The 22,650-nt window shown below is 54.1% G+C and carries 22 protein-coding genes; 16 read left to right on the top strand and 6 right to left on the bottom strand.

The features are described 5' to 3' along the window. Nucleotides 1–281 precede the first annotated feature (281 nt). Nucleotides 282–2,828, top strand: a complete 2,547-nt coding sequence (gene cyaA, locus OGX66_RS05170) for a class I adenylate cyclase (protein WP_286510982.1) — start codon at nucleotides 282–284, stop codon at nucleotides 2,826–2,828. Between the two features lie 94 nt (nucleotides 2,829–2,922). On the opposite strand, the gene cyaY is transcribed toward cyaA, so the two are convergent. Further along, nucleotides 2,923–3,243, bottom strand: coding sequence for an iron donor protein CyaY (cyaY, locus tag OGX66_RS05165; RefSeq protein WP_003828967.1), 321 nt, complete (start codon nucleotides 3,241–3,243; stop codon nucleotides 2,923–2,925). A gap of 138 nt (nucleotides 3,244–3,381) precedes the next feature. Between cyaY and lptM the strand changes: the two genes are divergently transcribed. From lptM to corA, 8 genes are all read left to right on the top strand, one after another. Then, the gene (gene lptM / locus OGX66_RS05160) at nucleotides 3,382–3,585 is read left to right on the top strand and encodes an LPS translocon maturation chaperone LptM (protein WP_003017937.1); all 204 of its coding nucleotides are present in this window, start codon (nucleotides 3,382–3,384) and stop codon (nucleotides 3,583–3,585) included. A gap of 49 nt (nucleotides 3,586–3,634) precedes the next feature. Then, nucleotides 3,635–4,459: a diaminopimelate epimerase gene (gene dapF, locus OGX66_RS05155; RefSeq protein ID WP_003841207.1), complete on the top strand. Its 825-nt coding sequence runs from the start codon at nucleotides 3,635–3,637 to the stop codon at nucleotides 4,457–4,459. Then, on the top strand, nucleotides 4,456–5,163 hold the full coding sequence (locus tag OGX66_RS05150) for a DUF484 domain-containing protein (RefSeq protein WP_003841208.1): 708 nt from the start codon (nucleotides 4,456–4,458) through the stop codon (nucleotides 5,161–5,163). The genes dapF and OGX66_RS05150 overlap by 4 nt, the downstream gene beginning before the upstream one ends. Then, nucleotides 5,160–6,062 (top strand): tyrosine recombinase XerC, encoded by a 903-nt coding sequence (gene xerC / locus OGX66_RS05145; RefSeq protein WP_003841210.1) that lies wholly within the window; start codon nucleotides 5,160–5,162, stop codon nucleotides 6,060–6,062. Before OGX66_RS05150 ends, xerC begins: the two co-directional genes overlap by 4 nt. Further along, nucleotides 6,062–6,778 carry a 5-amino-6-(5-phospho-D-ribitylamino)uracil phosphatase YigB gene (yigB, locus tag OGX66_RS05140; RefSeq protein ID WP_003017925.1) on the top strand — a complete coding sequence of 239 codons (717 nt, stop codon included), beginning with the start codon at nucleotides 6,062–6,064 and terminating at the stop codon, nucleotides 6,776–6,778. Before xerC ends, yigB begins: the two co-directional genes overlap by 1 nt. 64 nt (nucleotides 6,779–6,842) lie before the next feature. Continuing rightward, complete coding sequence (gene uvrD / locus OGX66_RS05135) at nucleotides 6,843–9,005, top strand: DNA helicase II (protein ID WP_003017922.1); 2,163 nt, start codon at nucleotides 6,843–6,845, stop codon at nucleotides 9,003–9,005. 148 nt (nucleotides 9,006–9,153) lie between these two features. Continuing rightward, a complete protein-coding gene (ysgD, locus tag OGX66_RS05130; protein WP_212723238.1) occupies nucleotides 9,154–9,210 on the top strand; it encodes a YsgD/CorL family protein in 57 nt (18 codons plus the stop codon). A gap of 153 nt (nucleotides 9,211–9,363) precedes the next feature. Beyond that, on the top strand, nucleotides 9,364–10,314 hold the full coding sequence (gene corA / locus OGX66_RS05125; RefSeq protein WP_003017920.1) for a magnesium/cobalt transporter CorA: 951 nt from the start codon (nucleotides 9,364–9,366) through the stop codon (nucleotides 10,312–10,314). A 73-nt stretch (nucleotides 10,315–10,387) separates the two neighbouring features. On the opposite strand, the gene rarD is transcribed toward corA, so the two are convergent. Together rarD and yigI are read right to left on the bottom strand one after the other, a co-directional pair. Further along, nucleotides 10,388–11,281 (bottom strand): EamA family transporter RarD, encoded by an 894-nt coding sequence (gene rarD / locus OGX66_RS05120; RefSeq protein WP_003841213.1) that lies wholly within the window; start codon nucleotides 11,279–11,281, stop codon nucleotides 10,388–10,390. A gap of 51 nt (nucleotides 11,282–11,332) precedes the next feature. Further along, nucleotides 11,333–11,800: an acyl-CoA thioesterase YigI gene (yigI, locus tag OGX66_RS05115; protein ID WP_003017917.1), complete on the bottom strand. Its 468-nt coding sequence runs from the start codon at nucleotides 11,798–11,800 to the stop codon at nucleotides 11,333–11,335. A 165-nt stretch (nucleotides 11,801–11,965) separates the two neighbouring features. On the opposite strand from yigI, the gene pldA reads away from it, so the two are divergent. From pldA to rhtC, 3 genes are all read left to right on the top strand, one after another. After that, complete coding sequence (gene pldA / locus OGX66_RS05110; RefSeq protein ID WP_003017916.1) at nucleotides 11,966–12,835, top strand: phospholipase A; 870 nt, start codon at nucleotides 11,966–11,968, stop codon at nucleotides 12,833–12,835. 88 nt (nucleotides 12,836–12,923) lie between these two features. Continuing rightward, nucleotides 12,924–14,753: an ATP-dependent DNA helicase RecQ gene (gene recQ, locus OGX66_RS05105; protein ID WP_061549309.1), complete on the top strand. Its 1,830-nt coding sequence runs from the start codon at nucleotides 12,924–12,926 to the stop codon at nucleotides 14,751–14,753. A 63-nt stretch (nucleotides 14,754–14,816) separates the two neighbouring features. Continuing rightward, on the top strand, nucleotides 14,817–15,437 hold the full coding sequence (gene rhtC, locus OGX66_RS05100; protein WP_003828942.1) for a threonine export protein RhtC: 621 nt from the start codon (nucleotides 14,817–14,819) through the stop codon (nucleotides 15,435–15,437). A 44-nt stretch (nucleotides 15,438–15,481) separates the two neighbouring features. On the opposite strand, the gene rhtB is transcribed toward rhtC, so the two are convergent. Beyond that, on the bottom strand, nucleotides 15,482–16,102 hold the full coding sequence (rhtB, locus tag OGX66_RS05095) for a homoserine/homoserine lactone efflux protein (protein ID WP_003828938.1): 621 nt from the start codon (nucleotides 16,100–16,102) through the stop codon (nucleotides 15,482–15,484). A 110-nt stretch (nucleotides 16,103–16,212) separates the two neighbouring features. Between rhtB and pldB the strand changes: the two genes are divergently transcribed. From pldB to OGX66_RS05080, 3 genes are all read left to right on the top strand, one after another. Continuing rightward, the gene (gene pldB / locus OGX66_RS05090) at nucleotides 16,213–17,229 is read left to right on the top strand and encodes a lysophospholipase L2 (protein WP_003017911.1); all 1,017 of its coding nucleotides are present in this window, start codon (nucleotides 16,213–16,215) and stop codon (nucleotides 17,227–17,229) included. Nucleotides 17,230–17,244: 15 nt separating this feature from the next. Next, complete coding sequence (yigL, locus tag OGX66_RS05085) at nucleotides 17,245–18,045, top strand: sugar/pyridoxal phosphate phosphatase YigL (RefSeq protein WP_003017910.1); 801 nt, start codon at nucleotides 17,245–17,247, stop codon at nucleotides 18,043–18,045. A 75-nt stretch (nucleotides 18,046–18,120) separates the two neighbouring features. After that, on the top strand, nucleotides 18,121–19,020 hold the full coding sequence (locus OGX66_RS05080) for a carboxylate/amino acid/amine transporter (protein WP_003844634.1): 900 nt from the start codon (nucleotides 18,121–18,123) through the stop codon (nucleotides 19,018–19,020). Here OGX66_RS05080 and metR read toward each other — a convergent pair. Further along, on the bottom strand, nucleotides 18,908–19,861 hold the full coding sequence (metR, locus tag OGX66_RS05075) for an HTH-type transcriptional regulator MetR (RefSeq protein WP_003841224.1): 954 nt from the start codon (nucleotides 19,859–19,861) through the stop codon (nucleotides 18,908–18,910). The two genes, OGX66_RS05080 and metR, sit on opposite strands and share 113 nt — an antisense overlap. Nucleotides 19,862–19,978: 117 nt before the next feature. Between metR and metE the strand changes: the two genes are divergently transcribed. Beyond that, nucleotides 19,979–22,240, top strand: coding sequence for a 5-methyltetrahydropteroyltriglutamate--homocysteine S-methyltransferase (gene metE / locus OGX66_RS05070; RefSeq protein WP_270939452.1), 2,262 nt, complete (start codon nucleotides 19,979–19,981; stop codon nucleotides 22,238–22,240). 37 nt (nucleotides 22,241–22,277) lie between these two features. Here metE and OGX66_RS05065 read toward each other — a convergent pair whose 3' ends face one another. Continuing rightward, nucleotides 22,278–22,649 carry a hypothetical protein gene (locus OGX66_RS05065; RefSeq protein WP_088902900.1) on the bottom strand — a complete coding sequence of 124 codons (372 nt, stop codon included), beginning with the start codon at nucleotides 22,647–22,649 and terminating at the stop codon, nucleotides 22,278–22,280. Nucleotide 22,650 lies beyond the last annotated feature (1 nt).

Below are 22,650 nucleotides of genomic sequence, written 5' to 3'. Positions count from 1 at the left end.
AGTGAATAATGACGAGAAAAACCTCCCGACCGTATGAAGGAATTTACACGTAACGAACGGTGCTACACTGGTATGTAGCGCATCTTTCTTTACGGTCAATGAGCAAGGTGTTAAATTGATCACGTTTTAGACCATTTTTTCATCTGTAACTAATAAAAGTGCAGGGGAAAAAGGTAACGGTAATTTTTGACATACGGTTTATCCGGACTGATGACGAGGGTGGTAAGCGTTTGCGCCGCCGCTATCGACGCCATGACGGATGCAACATCAGGCGATACGTCTTGTACCTCTATATTGAGACTCTGAAACAGAGACTGGATGCCATAAATCAACTGCGTGTGGATCGCGCGCTTGCTGCCATGGGACCTGCTTTCCAGCAGGTATACAGTCTGCTGCCGACATTATTGCACTACCATCATCCGCTGATGCCGGGTTACCTTGATGGTAACGTTCCCAAAGGCATATGCCTTTACACGCCTGATGAAACCCAACGCCACTACCTGAACGAACTGGAACTGTACCGCGGTATGTCGCCGCAGGACCCGCCGAAGGGCGAACTGCCGATCACCGGCGTTTACTCGATGGGCAGTACCTCTTCGGTAGGGCAAAGTTGTTCGTCTGACCTTGATATCTGGGTCTGCCATCAATCCTGGCTGGATAGCGAAGAGCGCCAACTGCTGCAGCGTAAATGTAGCCTGCTGGAAAGCTGGGCGGCCTCGTTGGGCGTGGAAGTCAGTTTCTTCCTGATTGACGAAAACCGTTTCCGTCACAATGAAAGCGGCAGTCTTGGTGGTGAAGACTGTGGCTCGACGCAGCATATCCTGTTGCTGGATGAATTCTATCGCACCGCTGTGCGCCTCGCGGGTAAACGTATTCTGTGGAATATGGTGCCGGGCGACGAAGAAGAGCACTACGACGATTACGTCATGACGCTCTACGCACAGGGGGTGTTAACGCCAAACGAATGGCTGGATCTCGGCGGACTCAGTTCGCTTTCCGCCGAAGAGTACTTTGGCGCCAGCCTCTGGCAGTTGTACAAGAGTATCGACTCCCCGTACAAAGCGGTGCTGAAAACGCTGTTGCTGGAAGCCTATTCCTGGGAATATCCCAACCCACGCCTGTTGGCGAAAGACATTAAACAGCGCTTGCATGATGGCCAGATCGTCTCTTTTGGTCTCGACCCTTACTGCATGATGCTGGAGCGCGTTACTGAGTACCTCACGGCGATCGAAGATCCGACGCGCCTGGATTTAGTACGTCGATGTTTCTACTTAAAAGTGTGCGAGAAACTGAGCCGTGAGCGCGCCTGCGTGGGCTGGCGTCGTGAAGTATTAAGTCAGTTAGTGAAAGAGTGGGGCTGGGATGACACTCGTCTGACCATGCTGGATAACCGCGCTAACTGGAAGATTGACCAGGTACGTGAAGCGCATAACGAACTGCTCGATGCGATGATGCAGAGCTATCGTAACCTGATCCGCTTTGCGCGGCGCAATAACCTCAGCGTCAGCGCCAGTCCGCAGGATATCGGTGTGCTGACCCGTAAGCTGTATGCTGCGTTTGAAGCGTTGCCGGGTAAGGTCACGCTGGTGAACCCGCAGATATCTCCGGATCTCTCGGAACCGAATCTGACCTTTATCCATGTACCGCCGGGTCGTGCCAACCGTTCGGGTTGGTATCTCTACAACCGCGCGCCTAACATGGACTCGATCATCAGCCATCAGCCGCTGGAATATAACCGCTATCTCAACAAGCTGGTGGCGTGGGCCTGGTTCAATGGCCTGCTGACCTCGCGTACGCATTTGTTTATTAAGGGCAACGGCATTGTTGATTTGCCGAAGCTGCAGGAAATGGTCGCCGACGTGTCGCACCACTTCCCTCTTCGACTGCCTGCGCCAACGCCGAAAGCGCTCTATAGCCCATGCGAAATTCGCCATCTGGCGATTATCGTTAACCTCGAATATGACCCGACGGCAGCGTTTCGCAATCAGGTGGTGCATTTTGATTTCCGTAAGCTGGACGTCTTCAGTTTTGGTGAGGAGCAAAAATGCCTGGTGGGTAGCGTAGACCTGCTGTACCGCAACTCGTGGAATGAAGTGCGTACGCTGCACTTCAACGGCGAGCAGGCGATGATTGAAGCGTTAAAAACGATTCTGGGCAAAATGCACCAGGATGCCGCGCCGCCAGATAGCGTCGAGGTCTTCTGCTATAGCCAGCATCTGCGCGGTTTAATTCGCACCCGCGTTCAGCAACTGGTGTCTGAGTGCATCGAATTACGTCTGTCCAGTACCCGTCAGGAAACCGGACGTTTCAAAGCGCTGCGTGTTTCCGGCCAGACGTGGGGGCTGTTCTTCGAACGTCTGAAGGTCTCGGTGCAGAAGCTGGAAAACGCGATTGAATTCTATGGCGCGATTTCACATAACAAACTGCACGGGCTTTCCGTCCAGGTTGAGACCAACCATGTGAAACTGCCGTCGGTGGTAGACGGTTTTGCCAGTGAAGGGATTATTCAGTTCTTTTTCGAAGAAACGGGTGATGAGCAGGGCTTTAATATCTACATTCTGGACGAAAGCAATCGGGCTGAGGTGTATCACCACTGCGAAGGTAGTAAAGAGGAACTGGTACGCGACGTCAGCCGTTTCTACTCATCGTCGCACGATCGTTTTACCTACGGCTCCAGTTTCATCAACTTTAACCTGCCGCAGTTCTATCAGATTGTGAAAACCGACGGGCGCGCGCAGGTGATTCCGTTCCGCACCCAGCCGATTAGCGCTGTTCCGCCCGTTAATCAGGACAACGACGCGCCGCAGTTGCAGCAGTATTTCTCTTAAGCATAGTGCCGGATGGCGGTGTAAACACCTTATCCGGCCTCCAAATGCGCGAGATACCCAGGCCGGATAAGCGAAGCGCATCCGGCAATCACACTTAGCGGAAGCTCACCTCTTCACCTGCCTGTTGCGTTGCCGCCTGTTCCAGCAGATCCCAGAACGTTTCGCCGCTTCGGTCGCAGATCCACTCGTCGCCTTTCAGGTCAAAGTGGTAGCCGCCCTGTTTGGTCGCCAGCCATACCTGGTGCAGCGGCTCCTGGCGGTTAATGATAATTTTGCTGCCGTTTTCGAAACTGATGGTCAGAACGCCGCCGTTGATCTCACAATCAATATCGCTGTCGCCATCCCAGTCATCCAGACGTTCTTCAATGGTCATCCACAGGGTGTCAGCAAGGCGATGAAATTCACTGTCGTTCATTTTCTTATCCTATTTTTCGTGATGCCCGCAGTATAACGTGGAATAAATCGCGATGCAGTTTTTAGCCAAACTCTTGCTTTTACGCCTTCTCCTGCGATGATAGAAAACAGAAAGCATGAACTTTACAGGCAATCGATAATGAAAAACGTGTTAAAGCCACTCGCTGTCATTTTTACTCTGTTCAGCCTGACGGGCTGTGGGCTCAAAGGCCCGCTCTATTTCCCACCAGCTGATAAAACCGCGCCGCCTCCGACCAAGAGCGTTCAGCCGCAATCGCAATCCACCACGCCTGAGAAAAACGATCGTGGGATTAGTGATGGGCCTTCTCAGGTGAATTACTAACGGCAGGAATAGATTTTACATTTCTGTACCCGCGTGAACGGAGTGAATGATGCAATTCTCTAAAATGCATGGCCTTGGCAACGATTTTATGGTCGTCGACGCGGTAACGCAGAATGTCTTTTTCTCACCAGAGCTGATCCGCCGCCTGGCCGACAGACATCTCGGCGTTGGATTTGATCAACTGCTGGTGGTTGAACCTCCGTATGATCCGGAGCTGGATTTCCACTACCGTATTTTTAATGCCGACGGCAGTGAAGTGTCACAGTGCGGCAATGGCGCCCGCTGTTTTGCCCGTTTTGTTCGCCTGAAAGGGCTGACCAATAAGCGCGATATTCGCGTCAGTACCGCGAATGGTCGTATGGTATTAACCGTAACCGACGACGAGCTGGTGCGGGTGAATATGGGCGAACCCAATTTTGAACCCTCGCAGGTTCCTTTTCGCGCTAATAAAGCAGAGAAGACCTATATTATGCGCGTGGCCGAACAGACAGTATTGTGCGGCGTGGTTTCAATGGGGAACCCGCACTGCGTGATTCAGGTTGATGATGTTGATACGGCCACGGTAGAAACACTGGGACCGGTTCTGGAAAGCCATGAACGCTTCCCTGAACGCGCCAACATCGGATTTATGCAGGTGGTAAAACGCGAGCATATCCGACTGCGCGTCTATGAGCGCGGCGCGGGTGAAACGCAGGCCTGCGGCAGCGGTGCATGCGCCGCCGTTGCAGTCGGTATCCAGCAGGGGCTGCTGGCAGAAGAAGTGAGGGTGGAATTACCGGGCGGTCGACTTGATATCGCCTGGAAAGGTCCGGGTCATCCGCTGTATATGACTGGCCCGGCGGCACATGTCTACGACGGATTTATTCACTTATGAAGCAACCAGGGGAAGAACTACAGGAAACGCTCATGGAGCTCGACGATCGGGCGGTCGTCGATTATCTGCAACGTAATCCTGAGTTTTTTATCCGTAATGCCCAGGCTGTTGAAGCGATGCGAGTTCCGCACCCAGTGCGGGGCACGGTCTCTTTAGTGGAATGGCATATGGCGCGGGCGCGTAATCATATTAACGTGCTGGAAGAGAACATGGCGTTGTTGATGGAACAGGCCAACGCCAATGAAAGCCTGTTCTATCGTCTGTTAAATCTGCAAGGACGTCTGGTGGCGGCCAGCAGCCTTGACGATATGCTGATGCGATTTCATCGCTGGGCGCGTGAGTTAGGGCTTGCAGGAGCGACGGTTCGTCTGTTCCCGGATCGCTGGCGACTAGGCGCGCCCTCAAAATTCACCCATCTGGCATTAAGCCGTCAGGCTTTTGAACCGTTGCGTATCCAGCGTTTGGGCCAGTCGCAGCACTATCTTGGGCCGCTCAATGGTCCTGAATTGCTGGTCATGATGCCGGAGGCGAAAGCCATAGGCTCAGTCGCGATGTCGATGCTCGGGCAGGATGGATCCCTTGGCGTGATGCTGTTTAGCAGTCGTGATGTTAATCATTACCAGCAGGGGCAAGGCACGCAATTGCTGCAGGAAATCTCGCTGATGTTGCCGGAGCTGCTGGAGCGCTGGATTGAACGCGTATGACCGATTCACCCCTTTCTCAGGATGTGGCGCGCTTTTTGCGCTATCTGGGCGTTGAGCGTCAGCTTAGCCCGATCACCTTGCTTAATTATCAGCGTCAGCTTGATGCCATCATTGCGTTAGCCGGAGAGACCGGTCTGCAAAGCTGGCAACAATGTGATGCGCTCATGGTCCGCAGTTTTGCTGTTCGCAGCCGTCGTAAAGGACTGGGGCCGGCGAGTCTGGCACTGCGTCTCTCCGCGTTACGCAGTTTCTTCGACTGGCTGGTTAATCAGGGCGAACTGAAAGCCAATCCGGCAAAAAGCGTTTCCGCGCCGAAAGCACCGCGTCATCTGCCTAAAAATATCGATGTCGACGACGTTAATCGTCTGCTGGATATCGATCTCAACGACCCCCTTGCCGTGCGTGATAGAGCGATGCTGGAAGTGATGTACGGCGCGGGTCTGCGTTTATCTGAACTGGTTGGGCTGGATATTAAACATCTCGATCTCGACACCGGCGAAGTGTGGGTGATGGGTAAGGGCAGTAAAGAGCGTCGCCTGCCGATTGGCCGCAATGCGGTGGCGTGGATTGAGCACTGGCTGGATCTACGCGGACTCTTTGGCTGCGATGACGATGCGCTATTTCTGTCAAAACTGGGCAAACGCATCTCGGCGCGTAACGTGCAGAAACGCTTTGCTGAATGGGGTATCAAGCAGGGGCTGAACAGCCACGTACATCCCCACAAATTACGCCACTCCTTTGCGACGCATATGCTGGAGTCGAGCGGCGATCTGCGCGGAGTGCAGGAGTTATTGGGTCATGCCAATCTCTCCACAACTCAAATCTATACCCATCTTGATTTTCAACACCTGGCTTCAGTGTACGATGCGGCGCATCCGCGCGCCAAACGGGGGAAATAATGCGTTTTTACCGGCCTTTGGGGCGCATTTCTGCGCTCACCTTTGACCTTGATGACACCCTTTACGATAACCGTCCCGTTATCACACGCACCGAGCAGGAAGCGCTCGCGTTTGTACAGAATTACCATCCGGCGTTGAATTCGCTGCAAAATAGCGACCTACAGCGCTTGCGTCAGGCCGTTCGTGACGCCGAGCCGGAAATCTATCACGATGTTACCCAATGGCGTCACCGGGCCGTAGAACGCGCTATGCTGGAGGCGGGTTTGTCAGCGGCAGAAGCCAGAATGGGGGCGAATGCGGCGATGATGAATTTTGCCAAATGGCGTAGCCGCATTGAAGTCCCACAGACGACGCATGACACGCTGAAAGCGCTGGCTCGCAAATGGCCGCTGGTGGCGATCACCAACGGTAACGCGCAGCCGGAACTGTTTGGCCTGGGTGATTACTTTGAGTTTGTGCTGCGCGCCGGTCCCGACGGACGATCAAAACCGTTCAGCGACATGTACACGCTGGCGGCGGAAAAACTGAAAATGCCTGTAGGTGAGATCCTGCATGTGGGTGATGACCTGACGACAGACGTCGCGGGCGCTATCCGTTGTGGTATGCAGGCCTGCTGGATCAAACCGGAAAATGCCGACCTGATGCACACCGCTGACAGCCGTTTGCTGCCGCATATCGAAATTTCACAGTTGGCATCTCTGACCTCGCTGATATAATCACCAACAACTCTGTATAAATTCCCAGGGGTCCGGCTGGGCCCTGTTGATTCCGGCGGTGCCAATGGACGTTTCTTACCTGCTCGATAGCCTCAATGACGAACAGCGCCAGGCTGTGGCCGCGCCACGCAGCAACATGTTGGTTCTGGCAGGTGCGGGGAGTGGTAAAACGCGCGTGCTGGTACACCGTATCGCCTGGTTACTGACGGTAGAGAACAACTCGCCGTATTCGATTATGGCGGTAACCTTTACCAACAAAGCGGCGGCGGAAATGCGCCACCGTATTGGTCAGATCATGGGAACCAGCCAGGGTGGTATGTGGGTGGGGACGTTCCACGGTCTGGCGCACCGTCTGCTGCGCGCGCACCATATGGATGCCAACCTGCCGCAGGATTTCCAGATCCTCGACAGCGAAGACCAATTGCGTCTGCTTAAGCGCCTGATCAAGGCGATGAACCTGGATGAGAAGCAGTGGCCGCCGCGTCAGGCGATGTGGTTTATCAATAGTCAGAAAGACGAAGGGCTGCGCCCGCACCATCTACAGAGCTATGGCAACCCGGTTGAGCAAACCTGGCAGAAAGTGTATCAGGCTTACCAGGAAGCGTGTGACCGCGCCGGGCTGGTGGATTTCGCCGAGCTGCTGCTGCGCGCCCATGAACTGTGGCTCAACAAGCCGCATATCCTGCAGCACTATCGCGAACGCTTTACCAATATCCTGGTGGACGAATTTCAGGATACCAACAACATTCAATACGCTTGGATCCGCCTGCTGGCGGGCGATACCGGTAAAGTGATGATCGTGGGTGATGACGACCAGTCGATCTACGGCTGGCGCGGGGCGCAGGTGGAAAACATCCAGCGCTTCCTCACCGATTTCCCGGGCGCAGAAACCATTCGTCTGGAGCAGAATTACCGCTCGACCAACAATATCCTCAGCGCGGCGAACGCCCTGATTGAGAACAACAACGGGCGTCTGGGTAAAAAGCTGTGGACCGACGGTGTCGACGGTGAACCGATCTCGCTTTACTGCGCGTTCAACGAACTTGATGAAGCGCGTTTTGTGGTTAACCGCATCAAGACCTGGCAGGACAACGGCGGCGCGCTTGAACAATGCGCTATTCTGTACCGCAGCAACGCCCAGTCGCGCGTACTGGAAGAGGCGTTGTTACAGGCCAGCATGCCGTATCGGATTTATGGCGGGATGCGCTTCTTCGAACGCCAGGAAATCAAAGATGCGCTCTCTTACCTGCGCCTGATCGCTAATCGCAATGACGACGCCGCATTTGAGCGCGTGGTGAATACACCGACCCGCGGGATTGGCGATCGTACTTTAGATGTGGTGCGTCAGACCTCCCGTGACCGCCAGCTAACGTTGTGGCAGGCTTGTCGTGAGCTGTTGCAGGAAAAAGCCCTCGCGGGGCGCGCTGCCAGCGCCTTACAGCGTTTTATGGAGCTGATTGACGCCCTGGCCCAGGAGACCGCCGATATGCCGCTGCACGTGCAAACTGACCGGGTGATTAAAGACTCCGGCCTGCGCATGATGTACGAGCAGGAAAAAGGCGAGAAGGGCCAGACGCGTATCGAAAACTTAGACGAACTGGTGACGGCAACGCGCCAGTTTAGCTACAACGAGGAAGATGAAGACTTAATGCCGTTGCAGGCGTTCCTGTCTCACGCCGCGCTGGAGGCGGGCGAAGGGCAGGCGGATACCTGGCAGGATGCGGTTCAGCTGATGACCCTGCACTCGGCGAAAGGTCTGGAGTTCCCGCAGGTGTTTATCGTCGGCATGGAAGAAGGCATGTTCCCCAGCCAGATGTCGCTGGACGAAGGCGGACGTCTCGAAGAGGAACGCCGCCTGGCCTACGTCGGCGTGACCCGCGCGATGCAAAAGCTGACGCTGACCTACGCCGAAACGCGTCGTCTGTACGGCAAAGAGGTTTACCATCGCCCGTCGCGCTTTATTGGTGAACTGCCGGAAGCGTGTGTTGAAGAGGTACGTCTGCGCGCCACGGTCAGCCGCCCGGTAAGCCATCAGCGAATGGGCACGCCAATGGCGGAAAACGATACCGGCTATAAGCTTGGCCAGCGCGTACGCCATGCCAAGTTTGGCGAGGGCACCATTGTCAATCTGGAAGGCAGCGGCGAGCACAGTCGTTTGCAGGTCGCGTTCCAGGGGCAGGGGATCAAATGGCTGGTGGCGGCCTATGCCCGACTGGAAACGGTATAACTTTCAGAAAAATATCATTATTTTGTAACGATCTGCTAGCCTTACTGATGAGCAGGTAATTTATCCAGGCTAGCGTTTCGTTGCGTGTTGACGTCAAAATTTTGCTGGCGTAACATGCGCGCACGATTACGCTAAGAGGACATTCGCCTTGGACACACCCAGTAGATACTGGCTCATTATCCTGTCATCCAGGATCAACTCCTAAGGCTATCCCTTTTTGCTGATAGCCTTCGCGGTTGTCAGCGACCTTCTGTTTTTCCCGTCGCGCTGAGTCAGGCTGTTTAATGGTCTGAAACCCAATTTGTTTCTGTGTGCCCTCCGAACTGTCCGATAATTTTTTGCATTGGGAGTCCCGGTCATGCTGAGCGCATTTCAACTGGAAAACAATCGTTTAACTCGCCTTGAGGCAGACGAGATCGAGCACCTGGCCAGTTCGGTTTGGGTCGATTTAGTCGAGCCGGATGACGAAGAACGAAACCGTGTGCAAAAGGACTTGGGCCAGAATCTGGCTACGCGCCCTGAGCTGGAAGACATCGAAGCATCCGCGCGTTTTTTTGAAGACGAAGACGGTCTGCACATTCACTCCTTCTTCTTTTATGAAGATGCCGACGATCACGCGGGTAACTCAACCGTCGCATTTACTATTCGCGAAGGCCGTCTGTTTACCCTGCGTGAGCGCGAATTGCCGGCCTTTCGCCTGTACCGCATGCGTGCGCGTAACCAGGCTATGGTGGATGGCAATGCCTACGAGCTGTTGCTCGACCTGTTCGAAACCAAAATTGAACAGCTGGCGGATGAGATCGAAAATATCTACAGCGACCTGGAAAAACTCAGCCGTGTGATCATGGAAGGGCGCCAGGGCGATGAATATGACGAAGCGCTGTCGACGCTGGCGGAACTGGAAGATATCGGCTGGAAGGTACGCTTGTGTCTGATGGATACCCAACGTGCACTGAACTTCCTGGTGCGTAAAGCGCGGTTGCCGGGCAGTCAGCTGGAACAGGCGCGTGAGATCCTGCGCGATATCGAATCTCTGCTGCCGCACAATGAATCGCTGTTCCAGAAGGTTAACTTCCTGATGCAGGCGGCGATGGGTTTTATCAACATCGAGCAGAACCGCATCATCAAGATCTTCTCGGTGGTTTCTGTGGTGTTCCTGCCGCCGACGCTGGTGGCGTCCAGCTATGGGATGAACTTTGAGTTCATGCCGGAACTGCACTGGAGCTTTGGTTATCCTGGGGCGATTGTCTTTATGATGCTCGCCGGTCTGGCGCCGTATCTGTACTTTAAGCGCAAGAACTGGCTGTAATGGCGGTGACTTATCCGGCCTACGGTGATGTGCTTTTGTAGGCCGGATAAGCGAAGCGCCATCCGGCAATCCCCTAGCTCCGACGAACCCGTCGTTGCGTATAAATCGCATCCATCACGAAAATCGCCAGCGCGACCCAGATAAACGCGAAAGTGACCATCTTGTCCGCACCCGGTACTTCACCGTAGAACGTTACCGCCAGCAGGAACATCAGCGTAGGGCCAATGTACTGGAAAAAACCCAGCGTCGACAGACGCAGGCGGGTTGCCGCGCCGGTAAAGCACAGCAGCGGAATGGTGGTCACGACACCCGCAGCAATCAGCAGCAGATTGAGCGACATCGGGTTTTGCCCCATATGGCTGGTTGGGCTGTCGGCAATGCCAAACAGATAGATGGCTGCAACGGGTAAAAGCCACAGGGTTTCGATCAGCATGCCGGTTTGCGCTTCGACCGCAATCTTCTTGCGCACCAGGCCATAGAACGCAAAGCTGAACGCCAGTCCCAGCGCGATGATTGGCAGCGATCCGAAGGTCCACAGCTGTACCAGCACGCCGCAGGCGGCTAACAGTACCGCCAGCCACTGCATGCGACGAAAGCGTTCGCCGAGGAAAAGCATTCCCAGCACAATATTCACCAGCGGGTTAATAAAATAGCCGAGGCTGGCTTCCAGCATATGGTGATTATTGACCGCCCAAATGAACAGCAGCCAGTTTCCGCCGATGAGCACCGCCGAGAGCGCCAGCAGGAAGATCTTCTTTGGCGTTTGGAGCAGCGTTTTGACACCCGACCATTGGCGGCTGATGCTCATCAGCACCACCATGAAGAAAAATGACCAGATGACACGGTGCGTCAAGATCTCATCCGCCGGGACATAGTAAATCAGCTTGAAGTAGGCAGGTGCGATACCCCAAATAAAATAAGCAGCAAGAGCGAGTAACACGCCCTGCCGCGTTTGTTTAGCATCCATCGGGAAAACTCATTGCAGAAATGTAACAGCAGTTTACCTTTTTTTGGCTGCTTACCCCACCATATAAGTGGCGGTTGCGCTGGCAATATAAAGCTGTTCTTCGTTATGCAGTTCCACGCGTGCCACGGCGACTTTATTACCCGCCCGCAGCAGGCTGCTGGTGGCGGTAAAGCGATTCCCTCTCCCTGGACGCAGGTAATCAACGCGCAAATCGATGGTTCCCATGCGTGACATCCGCTGACGCAGTTCGTCCTCACTGATCGTCTCATGGCGGGTTAGCGTACTGCCAACGCACACCAGTCCGGCGGCGACGTCCAGCGCCGAGGCGATCACGCCGCCATGCAAAATGCTTTGCGCCCAGTTGCCGACCATCATCGGTTGATTATTAAAGGCTAATTGAGCAAATTCTTTCTCATAGCGTTCAAGCTCCAGTCCCAGCGCCCGGTTAAACGGCATATGATAGACAAACATTTCACCCACTAACTTCAGCGCTTCCTCAGCAGTAAGTACGGCAGACATATGATCCCTACATCTTAATAGTTAATGAAATGTTGATATTATGCTTATTATTTGTTGTTTTCTACTTTAGGACGGGATAACTAACGAGGAACTCGCTAAGTATGTAGAATACTTGCCAGATAATTATACAATTCATCAATATTTTGGTTCAGGAGAACAGTACCGATGCGGGCGATTTTGGGATGGTTACTACCAGCAGTCATGCTGCCGTTGACCGCGTATGCGCAGGAAGCGACAGTGAAAGAGATTCATGATGCACCGGCGGTTCGTGGCAGTATTATCGCCAACATGCTGCAGGAACATGACAACCCTTTCACGCTTTATCCTTATGACACTAACTATCTTATCTACACCAATACCAGCGACATGAACAAAGAGGCGATCAGCAGCTATAGCTGGTCCGAAAATGCGCGCAAAGATGAGGTTAAGTTTCAGCTAAGCCTGGCGTTTCCGCTGTGGCGCGGGATATTAGGCCCAAATTCGGTACTCGGCGGCTCCTATACCCAGAAATCCTGGTGGCAGCTTTCTAACAGTGAAGAGTCTTCACCGTTTCGCGAAACCAACTACGAACCGCAATTGTTCCTCGGTTTCGCCACCGACTACCGTTTTGCCGGTTGGACGCTTCGTGATGTCGAAATGGGTTATAACCATGATTCCAACGGCCGCTCCGATCCCACTTCACGTAGCTGGAACCGTCTTTATACTCGCCTGATGGCTGAAAACGGTAACTGGCTGGTGGAAGTTAAGCCGTGGTACGTCATCGGCAGCACTGATGATAACCCGGATATCACAAAATATATGGGCTACTATCAGCTCAAACTGGGTTATCACCTCGGTGACGCCGTCTTAAGTGCGAAAGGTCAGTACAACTGGAATACCGGTTACGGCGGCGCTGAGTTGGGTGTCAGTTACCCCATTACGAAGCATGTGCGTCTTTACACCCAGGTTTACAGCGGTTACGGCGAATCGCTGATTGACTATAACTTCAATCAGACCCGTGTTGGTGTGGGCGTGATGCTCAACGATATCTTCTGATAAGTATTGAGAGTATTTTAATCATTGCAGTTTCTCTCTCAGGCGCTGAAAATAGCGCCTGTTTTTATTTCAGGCTAATGGGGTTAATGTGGCGCAGGCGGAAGTGTTGAATCTGGAAATGGGCGCTAAACAGGTTTTGCAAGAAACCTTTGGCTACCAACAGTTTCGCCCTGGTCAGGAAGAAATCATTGATACCGTGCTCTCTGGTCGCGACTGCCTGGTCGTTATGCCGACCGGCGGCGGTAAATCCCTGTGCTATCAAATTCCCGCATTATTGCTAAACGGACTCACCGTTGTTGTTTCTCCGCTGATTTCCTTGATGAAGGATCAGGTCGATCAACTGCTGGCCAACGGCGTGGCTGCGGCGTGCCTCAACTCCACTCAAAGTCGTGAGCAGCAGCTTGAGGTGATGGCAGCCTGTCGTACAGGACAGATTCGCTTACTGTACATTGCGCCCGAACGCCTGATGCTGGATAACTTCCTTGAGCATCTGGCGCACTGGAATCCGATGCTGCTGGCGGTTGATGAAGCGCACTGTATTTCGCAGTGGGGGCATGATTTCCGCCCCGAATACGCGGCGCTGGGACAGTTGCGCCAACGTTTCCCAACCCTGCCGTTTGTGGCGCTGACCGCGACCGCGGATGAGACAACCCGGCTGGATATTGTGCGTCTGCTGGGACTCAACGACCCGTTAATTCAGATCAGCAGCTTTGACCGCCCGAACATTCGCTACATGTTGATGGAGAAGTTTAAGCCGCTCGATCAGCTGATGCGCTACGTGCAAGAGCAGCGCGGTAAGTCTGGCATTATCTACTGTAACAGTCGCGCTAAAGTCGAGGACACCGCCGCGCGTCTGCAAAGCCGTGGCATCAGCGCCGGGGCTTATCATGCCGGGCTGGAAAATGCCGTACGCGCCGAGGTGCAGGAGAAATTCCAGCGCGACGACCTGCAAATCGTGGTGGCGACCGTGGCGTTCGGTATGGGGATCAACAAACCTAACGTACGCTTCGTGGTGCATTTCGACATTCCGCGCAATATCGAATCCTATTACCAGGAAACCGGCCGCGCCGGGCGTGATGGTCTACCGGCGGAAGCGATGCTGTTTTACGATCCGGCTGATATGGCATGGCTACGCCGTTGCCTCGAAGAGAAACCCGCTGGGCAACTGCTGGATATCGAACGGCATAAACTCAATGCGATGGGGGCGTTTGCCGAGGCACAAACCTGTCGTCGCCTGGTGCTGCTGAATTATTTTGGCGAAGGGCGTCAGGAGCCGTGTGGTAACTGCGACATCTGCCTCGATCCACCAAAGCAGTACGACGGACTCATGGATGCGCGTAAAGCGCTGTCGACGATTTACCGTGTTAACCAACGCTTCGGCATGGGGTACGTCGTGGAAGTGCTGCGCGGAGCGAATAACCAGCGTATTCGCGAGCTGGCCCATGACAAACTGCCGGTCTATGGCATTGGACGTGAGCAAAGCCACGAACACTGGGTGAGCGTTATTCGCCAGCTTATTCACCTGGGCCTGGTGACGCAGAATATTGCTCATCACTCCGCGTTACAGTTAACCGAAGCCGCGCGTCCGGTGCTGCGCGGTGAAGTTCCACTACAGCTTGCGGTACCGCGTATTGTGGCGCTGAAACCGCGCGCGATGCAGAAATCCTTCGGCGGCAACTATGACCGCAAACTGTTCGCCAAATTGCGTAAGCTGCGTAAAGCCATTGCTGATGAAGAGAACATCCCGCCGTACGTGGTGTTCAACGATGCTACGTTGATTGAAATGGCCGAACAAATGCCGGTTTCACCGAGTGAAATGCTGAGCGTCAACGGCGTGGGAATGCGTAAACTTGAGCGTTTCGGTAAAGAGTTTATGGCGCTTATTCGCGCACATGTTGATGGTGACGACGAAGAGTAGTCAGCCGGGCAAAAAAGTGCCAGGATGGTGACTCACTGAACTATTCCCCCGCGAGTCATTTTTATGTTAACGCTATTTTTCACCGTTGCGTTGGTGCACATCGTTGCGCTGATGAGTCCCGGTCCCGATTTCTTTTTTGTTTCTCAAACTGCGGTTAGCCGTTCGCGCAAAGAAGCGATGATGGGCGTGCTGGGTATTACCTGCGGCGTCATGGTCTGGGCTGGCGTGGCACTGCTCGGCCTGCATCTGATTATCGAAAAAATGGCCTGGCTGCACACCATTATTATGGTCGGTGGGGGTCTGTATCTGTGCTGGATGGGCTACCAGATGCTGCGCGGCGCGTTTAAAAAACAGGATGTTGCAGCTCCCACTCCGCAGGTGGAGCTGGCGCAGAGCGGACGCAGCTTCTTGAAAGGTCTGCTGACCAATCTGGCGAACCCTAAAGCCATTATCTATTTTGGCTCCGTCTTCTCGTTATTTGTTGGCGACAACGTCGGAACGGGCGCGCGTTGGGGGATTTTTGCCCTGATTATTGTGGAAACGCTGGCGTGGTTTACCGTGGTCGCCAGCCTGTTTGCGCTGCCGAAAATGCGTCGTGGCTATCAGCGCCTGGCGAAGTGGATTGATGGTTTTGCTGGCGCGCTGTTCGCGGGTTTCGGCATCCACCTGATTATTTCGCGCTAAGTTTGTTCCAGACCGGATAAGCGTTAGCGCGTCCGGCCCTGTTATCAGGCATGCCTTGCCGATGCCAGCAGGGCGCCTATCAGCATAAACAGCGAGCCGAACACTTTGTTCAGCGCCTTCATTTGCTTTGGCCCTTTAATCCAGCCAGCAATGCGCGTGGCCAGCGTCGCGTAACCGATCATCACAATGATATCGACCACGATGGTCGTAACGCCAAGCACCACGTACTGCATCAGTTGCGGTTCCTGCGGCAGGATAAACTGCGGGAACAGGGCGGCAAGAAAAACAATGCTTTTGGGGTTGGTCAGATTCACAAAGACCGCGCGTTTGAACAGGCGGCTGCGTGATTGTGTATTCGCCATGGTGTTCAGATCGATAGCGCCCGCAGCCCGCCATTGTTGAATACCCAGCCAAATCAGATAGGCCGCTCCCGCCCACTTCAGCACCTCAAATGCGATCACCGAACGTGAAAATAGTGTTCCCAGCCCCACGCCTACCAAAACGATATGAATGCCCAGCCCGGTCTGTAAACCCGCAATCGACGCGCTGGCACCGCGATAACCATGGCTGATGGCGGTGGTCATAGTGTTGATTGCGCCAGAGCCTGGAGACAAGCTCAAAATAATAGAGGTCAGCAGGTAGGCGAACCACCATTCAAAGGTCATGAGAAACTCCCGGATTGTCTATTTTTATGCCACAATACGCTACTGCCGTTAGGTTGTATCAACGACGGCGAAAAAAACGATTTTACTTGGTCAGCGAGGCTGGATACCCGATGTTTCAGCAGCAAAAAGACTGGGAAACAAGAGAAAACGCGTTTGCTGCTTTTTCCATGGGGCCACTGACAGATTTCTGGCGTCAGCGGGAAGAAGCGGAATTTACGGGCGTGGATGATATCCCCGTACATTTTGTGCGTTTTCATGCAGAAAAAAACGATCGCGTCATCGTCGTCTGTCCTGGACGCATTGAAAGCTATGTGAAATACGCTGAACTGGCGTATGACCTGTTTCATTCTGGTTTTGACGTGCTCATTATCGATCACCGTGGTCAGGGGCGTTCCGGGCGAATGCTTTCGGATCCACATCGCGGTCATGTCGATAACTTTAATGACTATGTCGACGATCTAACCGCCTTCTGGCAGCAGGAGGTGCTACCCGGCCCGTGGAGAAAACGCTATATCCTGGCGCATTCAATGGGCGGGGCGATTGCCACGTTATTCCTGCAGCGCCACCCGAATCAGTGTGATGCCATCGCGCTTTGTGCACCGATGTTTGGTATTGTGATGCGCTTTCCCGACTGGATGGTGCGCCACATTCTGGACTGGGCTGAAGGGCATCCGCGGATCCGCGAAGGCTATGCGATGGGAACCGGGCGCTGGCGGGCGCTGCCGTTCGGTATGAATGCGTTAACCCATAGTCGACAGCGCTATCGGCGCAATCTACGCTTCTATGCTGATGAGCCGCGGTTGCGCGTTGGTGGTCCCACCTATCACTGGGTACGCGAAGGGATTCTGGCTGGTGAACAGGTTTTGGCTGGCGCTGGGGATGATGCGACGCCGACGCTGCTGATTCAGGCTGAAGAAGAACGTGTAGTGGATAACCGCATGCACGATCGTTTTTGTGAACTCCGCGCCGCAGCGGGCCATCCTGTAGAAGGAGGTCAGCCGCTTGTCATAAAAGGCGCGTACCATGAGATCCTTTTTGAAAAGGACGCCATGCGCTCAGTCGCGCTTAACGCTATTGTCGAATTTTTCGACAAACATAACTCATCCAGCGGAACCCGCTTTGCCTAGAGGTTTAATTTTCTTATGTATCAGGTTGTTGCGTCTGATTTAGACGGTACGCTGCTTTCCCCCGACCATACTCTGTCCCCCTATGCCAAAGAGACGCTGAAGTTATTGACCGCTCGCGGCGTTAACTTCGTGTTTGCGACTGGCCGTCATCATGTTGATGTGGGGCAAATTCGCGATAACCTCGGCATTAAAACCTACATGATCACGTCCAACGGCGCGCGGGTGCATGATTCTGACGGGAATCTGGTTTTTTCCCATAACCTGGATCGCGACATTGCCAGCGACCTGTTTGGCGTAGTGAATGCAAATCCGGACATCGTGACCAACGTTTATCGCGATGATGAATGGTTTATGAATCGCCATCGTCCGGACGAAATGCGATTCTTCAAAGAAGCAGTGTTTAACTATTCCCTGTTTGAACCTGCATTACTGGAGCCTGAAGGTGTCAGCAAAGTGTTCTTCACCACCGACTCTCACGAAAGACTGCTACCGCTGGAGCAGGCGATTAACGCCCGCTGGGGCGATCGCGTCAACGTCAGCTTCTCTACGCTTACCTGTCTGGAAGTCATGGCGGGCGGCGTGTCGAAAGGTCATGCGCTGGAAGCGGTAGCGAAAGCGATGGGCTACAGCCTGAAAGACTGTATCGCTTTTGGCGACGGGATGAACGACGCGGAAATGCTCTCCATGGCGGGCAAAGGCTGCATCATGGGCAATGCCCACCAGCGCCTGAAGGATCTGCATCCGGAGCTGGAAGTCATCGGACTCAACGCCGACGATGCCGTGCCGCACTACCTGCGCGATCTCTTTTTAAAGTAATTGTTCTTTAGTTGACCAGTTGTCAACTAAACTCTCCGCTACAATGGATGTTCCCTGTTCTAAGAGACATCCATTGTGGCGCTACTCATCATTACCACTATTTTGTGGGCCTTTTCCTTCAGCCTGTTTGGCGAGTACCTTGCCGGTCATGTCGATAGCTATTTTGCGGTGCTGGTGCGCGTTGGACTCGCGGCGCTGGTGTTCCTGCCGTTCTTACGTACCCGCGGGCACAGCGTAAAAACGATCGCGCTATATATGCTGGTGGGGGCCATGCAGCTTGGCATTATGTATATGCTGAGTTTTCACGCCTACCTGTACCTGACGGTTTCAGAGCTGTTGCTTTTCACCGTGCTGACGCCGCTCTACATCACGCTGATTTATGACCTGATGAGCGGGCGCCGTTTGCGTTGGAGCTACGCTTTCAGTGCGTTACTGGCGGTGATTGGCGCGGGGATTATTCGTTACGATCAGGTAACCAGCCACTTCTGGACTGGCCTGCTGCTGGTGCAGCTTTCCAACATTAGTTTTGCCATCGGTATGGTGGGCTACAAGCGTCTGATGGAAACCCGCCCAATGCCACAGCATAACGCTTTTGCCTGGTTTTATATGGGGGCCTTTATGGTGGCTGTCGTGGCCTGGTTCATGCTGGGCAATGCGCAGAAAATGCCTACCACTACGCTACAGTGGGGTATCCTGGTCTTTCTTGGCGTGGCAGCGTCCGGCATTGGTTACTTTATGTGGAACTACGGCGCGACCCAGGTGGATGCCGGTACGCTGGGCATCATGAACAATATGCATGTGCCGGCCGGGCTGTTGGTCAACCTGGCTATCTGGCATCAACAGCCTCACTGGCCAAGCTTCATCATTGGCGCGGCTGTGATAGTGGCCTCACTGTGGGTACATCGAAAGTGGGTCGTTCCGCACTCCGCACAAACGGCAGATGATCGCAGGCGTGATTCCGCGCTGAGCGAATAAACGCTTCAGTGACCGGCTGTCGCTGCTCGCCATCACGCACGGCGGCGTACAGTCGGCTCCACAATCCATCACCCAGGGTTTTAGTCACTACTAAACCCTGGCGTTCAAAACTCTCCACCACCCAGTGCGGTAACGCCGCGATACCCATTCTGGCTGCAACCATCTGAATCAGCAGCAGGGTGTTATCCACGCTCTTCAGCGACGGACTCACGCCCGCAGGCTGCAGGAAATGCCGCCATACATCCAGTCGACTCCGTTGCACTGGGTAAATGAGCAGCGTCTCGCTGGCCAAATCTTCCGGCGTGATTTGCGTTTTGCTGGCCAACGGATGGTCCGGCGCCAGTACCAGGCGGACTTCAAAATCAAACATCGGTGAGTAGTGCAATCCGCTGCGCGGCAGAATGTCGGAGGTTAACACCAGATCCAGCTCATCCTGCTGTAGCGCTGGTTGTGGATCGAACGTCACGCCGGATTTAAAGTCCATCTCCACCTGCGGCCAGTTGGCACGAAAATTCTCCAGCGCGGGCGTCAGCCATTGAATACAACTGTGACATTCAATTGCGATTCGCAGCCGGGTTTGCTGCGGTTCGTTGCAAGCCTGCAGCGCACGACCAATTTGCGGCAACACCTGATTAGCTAACTGCAGCAGGATTTCTCCCTGCGGCGTAAAGCGCAGAGGCTGGCTTTTACGGATAAAAAGTCGAAAGCCAAGGCGCTGCTCCAGATCGCTGAACTGGTGAGAAAGAGCGGATTGGGTCTGATGCAACGTCGCCGCGGCGGCTGCCAGCGAACCGCTATTCCGCAACGCCTGGAGCGTTTTCAGGTGTTTAATCTCGATCATGAAAGTCCTTCACTTCGGCATGAACAAATTGCGCTTGAGGAATATACAGTACTTGCGAAATATAGCGGTGTAAACATCTGGACGGCTAAAACCTGCAAATTAAATAAGAGGCATATAATGACAATACTTAATCACACCCTCGGTTTCCCTCGCGTTGGCCTGCGTCGCGAGTTGAAGAAAGCGCAAGAAAGCTACTGGGCGGGAAATTCCTCCCGTGAAGAATTGCTGGCCGTTGGCCGTGAGCTGCGTGCCCGCCATTGGGAGCAGCAGAAGCAGGCGGGTGTTGACCTGCTGCCGGTAGGTGATTTTGCCTGGTACGATCACGTGCTGACTACCAGCCTGCTGCTCGGCAACGTTCCGGCTCGTCATCAGAATAAAGACGGCTCGGTCGATATCGATACCTTATTCCGTATTGGCCGTGGCCGCGCACCGACCGGTGAGCCAGCGGCGGCGGCAGAAATGACCAAATGGTTTAATACCAACTATCACTACATGGTGCCAGAGTTCACCAAAGGTCAGCAGTTCAAACTGACCTGGACGCAACTGCTGGATGAAGTAGACGAAGCGCTGGCGCTTGGGCACAAGGTGAAACCTGTGCTGCTGGGGCCGGTAACTTACCTGTGGCTGGGGAAAGTGAAGGGCGAACAGTTTGACCGCCTGAGTCTGTTGAACGACATTCTGCCGGTTTACCAGCAGGTGCTGGCGGAGCTGGCAAAACGGGGTATTGAGTGGGTGCAGATTGACGAACCTGCTCTGGTGCTGGAATTGCCGCAAGCGTGGCTGGACGCCTTCAAACCAGCTTATGATGCCCTGCAGGGCCAGGTGAAGCTGTTACTGACCACCTACTTCGAAGGCGTAACGCCAAACCTGGATACCATTACCGCGCTGCCGGTGCAGGGACTGCACGTCGACTTCGTGCACGGTAAAGATGATGTCGCCGAGCTGCACAAACGTCTGCCTGCCGACTGGCTGCTGTCAGCGGGCCTGGTGAACGGGCGCAACGTCTGGCGCGCCGATCTCAGCGAAAAATATGCGCAAATTAAAGATATCGTCGGGAAACGTGACCTGTGGGTGGCTTCTTCCTGCTCCCTGCTGCACAGCCCCATTGATCTCAGCGTGGAAACCCGCCTTGATGCAGAGGTGAAGAGCTGGTTTTCTTTCGCCCTGCAAAAATGCGGCGAGCTGGCGCTGCTGCGTGATGCGTTGAACAGCGGTGATACGGCGGCAATTGTCGAATGGAGCGCACCGATTCAGGCTCGTCGTCACTCTACTCGTGTCCACAACGCCGCAGTGGAAAAGCGTCTGGCGGCAATCACCGCCCAGGACAGCCAGCGCGCCAACGCTTACCCGGTTCGCGCCGAGGCGCAACGTGCCCGCTTTAATCTGCCGGCATGGCCGACCACGACTATCGGCTCATTCCCGCAAACCACCGAAATTCGCGGTCTGCGTCTGGACTTCAAAAAGGGCAACCTGGATGCCGGTAACTACCGCACCGGTATTGCGGAACATATCAAACAGGCGATCGCTGAACAGGAGCGTCTGGGGCTCGACGTGCTGGTACACGGTGAAGCCGAACGTAACGACATGGTGGAATACTTTGGTGAGCATCTGGACGGGTTCGTCTTTACCCAGAACGGTTGGGTGCAGAGCTATGGCTCCCGTTGCGTGAAGCCACCGGTAGTCATTGGCGACGTCAGCCGCCCGGAAGCGATCACCGTGGAGTGGGCGAAGTATGCCCAGTCACTGACCGACAAACCGGTAAAAGGTATGCTGACCGGTCCGGTGACCATTCTTTGCTGGTCATTCCCGCGTGAAGACGTGACGCGTGAAACCATCGCGAAGCAGATTGCGCTGGCGTTGCGTGATGAAGTTGCGGATCTGGAAGCAGCGGGGATCGGCATTATCCAGATTGATGAGCCGGCACTGCGTGAAGGTTTACCGCTGCGTCGCAGCGACTGGGCGGCGTATCTGGAATGGGGCGTGGAGGCTTTCCGCATTAACGCGGCAGTGGCGAAGGATGAAACCCAGATCCACACCCACATGTGTTACTGCGAGTTCAACGACATCATGGACTCCATTGCGGCGCTGGACGCAGACGTGATCACTATTGAGACTTCACGTTCTGATATGGAGCTGCTGGAGTCGTTCGAAGAGTTCGACTATCCGAACGAAATCGGGCCGGGCGTCTACGACATTCACTCGCCGAACGTCCCGAGCGTGGAGTGGATTGAAGCTCTGCTGAAGAAAGCCGAGCAGCGTATTCCGGCTGAGCGTCTGTGGGTGAACCCGGACTGCGGTCTGAAAACGCGCGGTTGGCCGGAAACCCGCGCCGCGCTGGCAAACATGGTTAAAGCGGCGCAGAATCTGCGTCAGGCGTAAAAAATAAGGCGATCGCATAAATGTGATCGCTTTTTATTTATGGGCTAATAACATTCATCGTGTACTCTTTATGGAATCCGGCTGAGCTTACAATCATGCTTCCGTACAGGCCCCCTGAGATTTTAATGGTGACAGAACCCGGTTTTTTCGGAATCCCTTCTACAAGTATGCAATTATTCTGCGCAACGGAAAGAGGATCGCAAGGCTTGAGATAAAGTCCAGTATTTTCTGGGAAGAGACGCATACTGAATGACGGCTTTATCACTCTCCCTCCAAAGATATATATTTTTGCTGAATATGGTGTGCCGGTAATCGCATCTTTAAGGGTATCTCCGCTGGGGGTGTACTCAGCATATTGACTACAAGATGAAACTAAAATAGGTAAAATAAAAGTTAACTTTTTCAACATG

This window comes from Citrobacter sp. Cf072, assembly GCF_030334485.1.
GTDB lineage: Bacteria > Pseudomonadota > Gammaproteobacteria > Enterobacterales > Enterobacteriaceae > Citrobacter > Citrobacter freundii.
Note: the sequence above shows the minus strand (reverse complement) of the source record. Positions and strands in the feature narration are given on the sequence as shown.

Bases quoted from the DNA above. Each gene is read 5' to 3' on its own strand.
- pldA (WP_003017916.1), top strand. From the start codon at position 11,966: ATGCGGGCGATTTTGGGATGGTTACTACCAGCAGTCATGCTGCCGTTG.
- corA (WP_003017920.1), top strand. From the start codon at position 9,364: ATGCTGAGCGCATTTCAACTGGAAAACAATCGTTTAACTCGCCTTGAG.
- xerC (WP_003841210.1), top strand. From the start codon at position 5,160: ATGACCGATTCACCCCTTTCTCAGGATGTGGCGCGCTTTTTGCGCTAT.
- lptM (WP_003017937.1), top strand. From the start codon at position 3,382: ATGAAAAACGTGTTAAAGCCACTCGCTGTCATTTTTACTCTGTTCAGC.
- metR (WP_003841224.1), bottom strand. From the start codon at position 19,861: ATGATCGAGATTAAACACCTGAAAACGCTCCAGGCGTTGCGGAATAGC.
- pldB (WP_003017911.1), top strand. From the start codon at position 16,213: ATGTTTCAGCAGCAAAAAGACTGGGAAACAAGAGAAAACGCGTTTGCT.
- metE (WP_270939452.1), top strand. From the start codon at position 19,979: ATGACAATACTTAATCACACCCTCGGTTTCCCTCGCGTTGGCCTGCGT.
- yigI (WP_003017917.1), bottom strand. From the start codon at position 11,800: ATGTCTGCCGTACTTACTGCTGAGGAAGCGCTGAAGTTAGTGGGTGAA.
- rhtB (WP_003828938.1), bottom strand. From the start codon at position 16,102: ATGACCTTTGAATGGTGGTTCGCCTACCTGCTGACCTCTATTATTTTG.
- dapF (WP_003841207.1), top strand. From the start codon at position 3,635: ATGCAATTCTCTAAAATGCATGGCCTTGGCAACGATTTTATGGTCGTC.
- uvrD (WP_003017922.1), top strand. From the start codon at position 6,843: ATGGACGTTTCTTACCTGCTCGATAGCCTCAATGACGAACAGCGCCAG.
- rarD (WP_003841213.1), bottom strand. From the start codon at position 11,281: ATGGATGCTAAACAAACGCGGCAGGGCGTGTTACTCGCTCTTGCTGCT.
- yigL (WP_003017910.1), top strand. From the start codon at position 17,245: ATGTATCAGGTTGTTGCGTCTGATTTAGACGGTACGCTGCTTTCCCCC.
- cyaY (WP_003828967.1), bottom strand. From the start codon at position 3,243: ATGAACGACAGTGAATTTCATCGCCTTGCTGACACCCTGTGGATGACC.
- OGX66_RS05150 (WP_003841208.1), top strand. From the start codon at position 4,456: ATGAAGCAACCAGGGGAAGAACTACAGGAAACGCTCATGGAGCTCGAC.
- yigB (WP_003017925.1), top strand. From the start codon at position 6,062: ATGCGTTTTTACCGGCCTTTGGGGCGCATTTCTGCGCTCACCTTTGAC.
- OGX66_RS05065 (WP_088902900.1), bottom strand. From the start codon at position 22,649: ATGTTGAAAAAGTTAACTTTTATTTTACCTATTTTAGTTTCATCTTGT.
- rhtC (WP_003828942.1), top strand. From the start codon at position 14,817: ATGTTAACGCTATTTTTCACCGTTGCGTTGGTGCACATCGTTGCGCTG.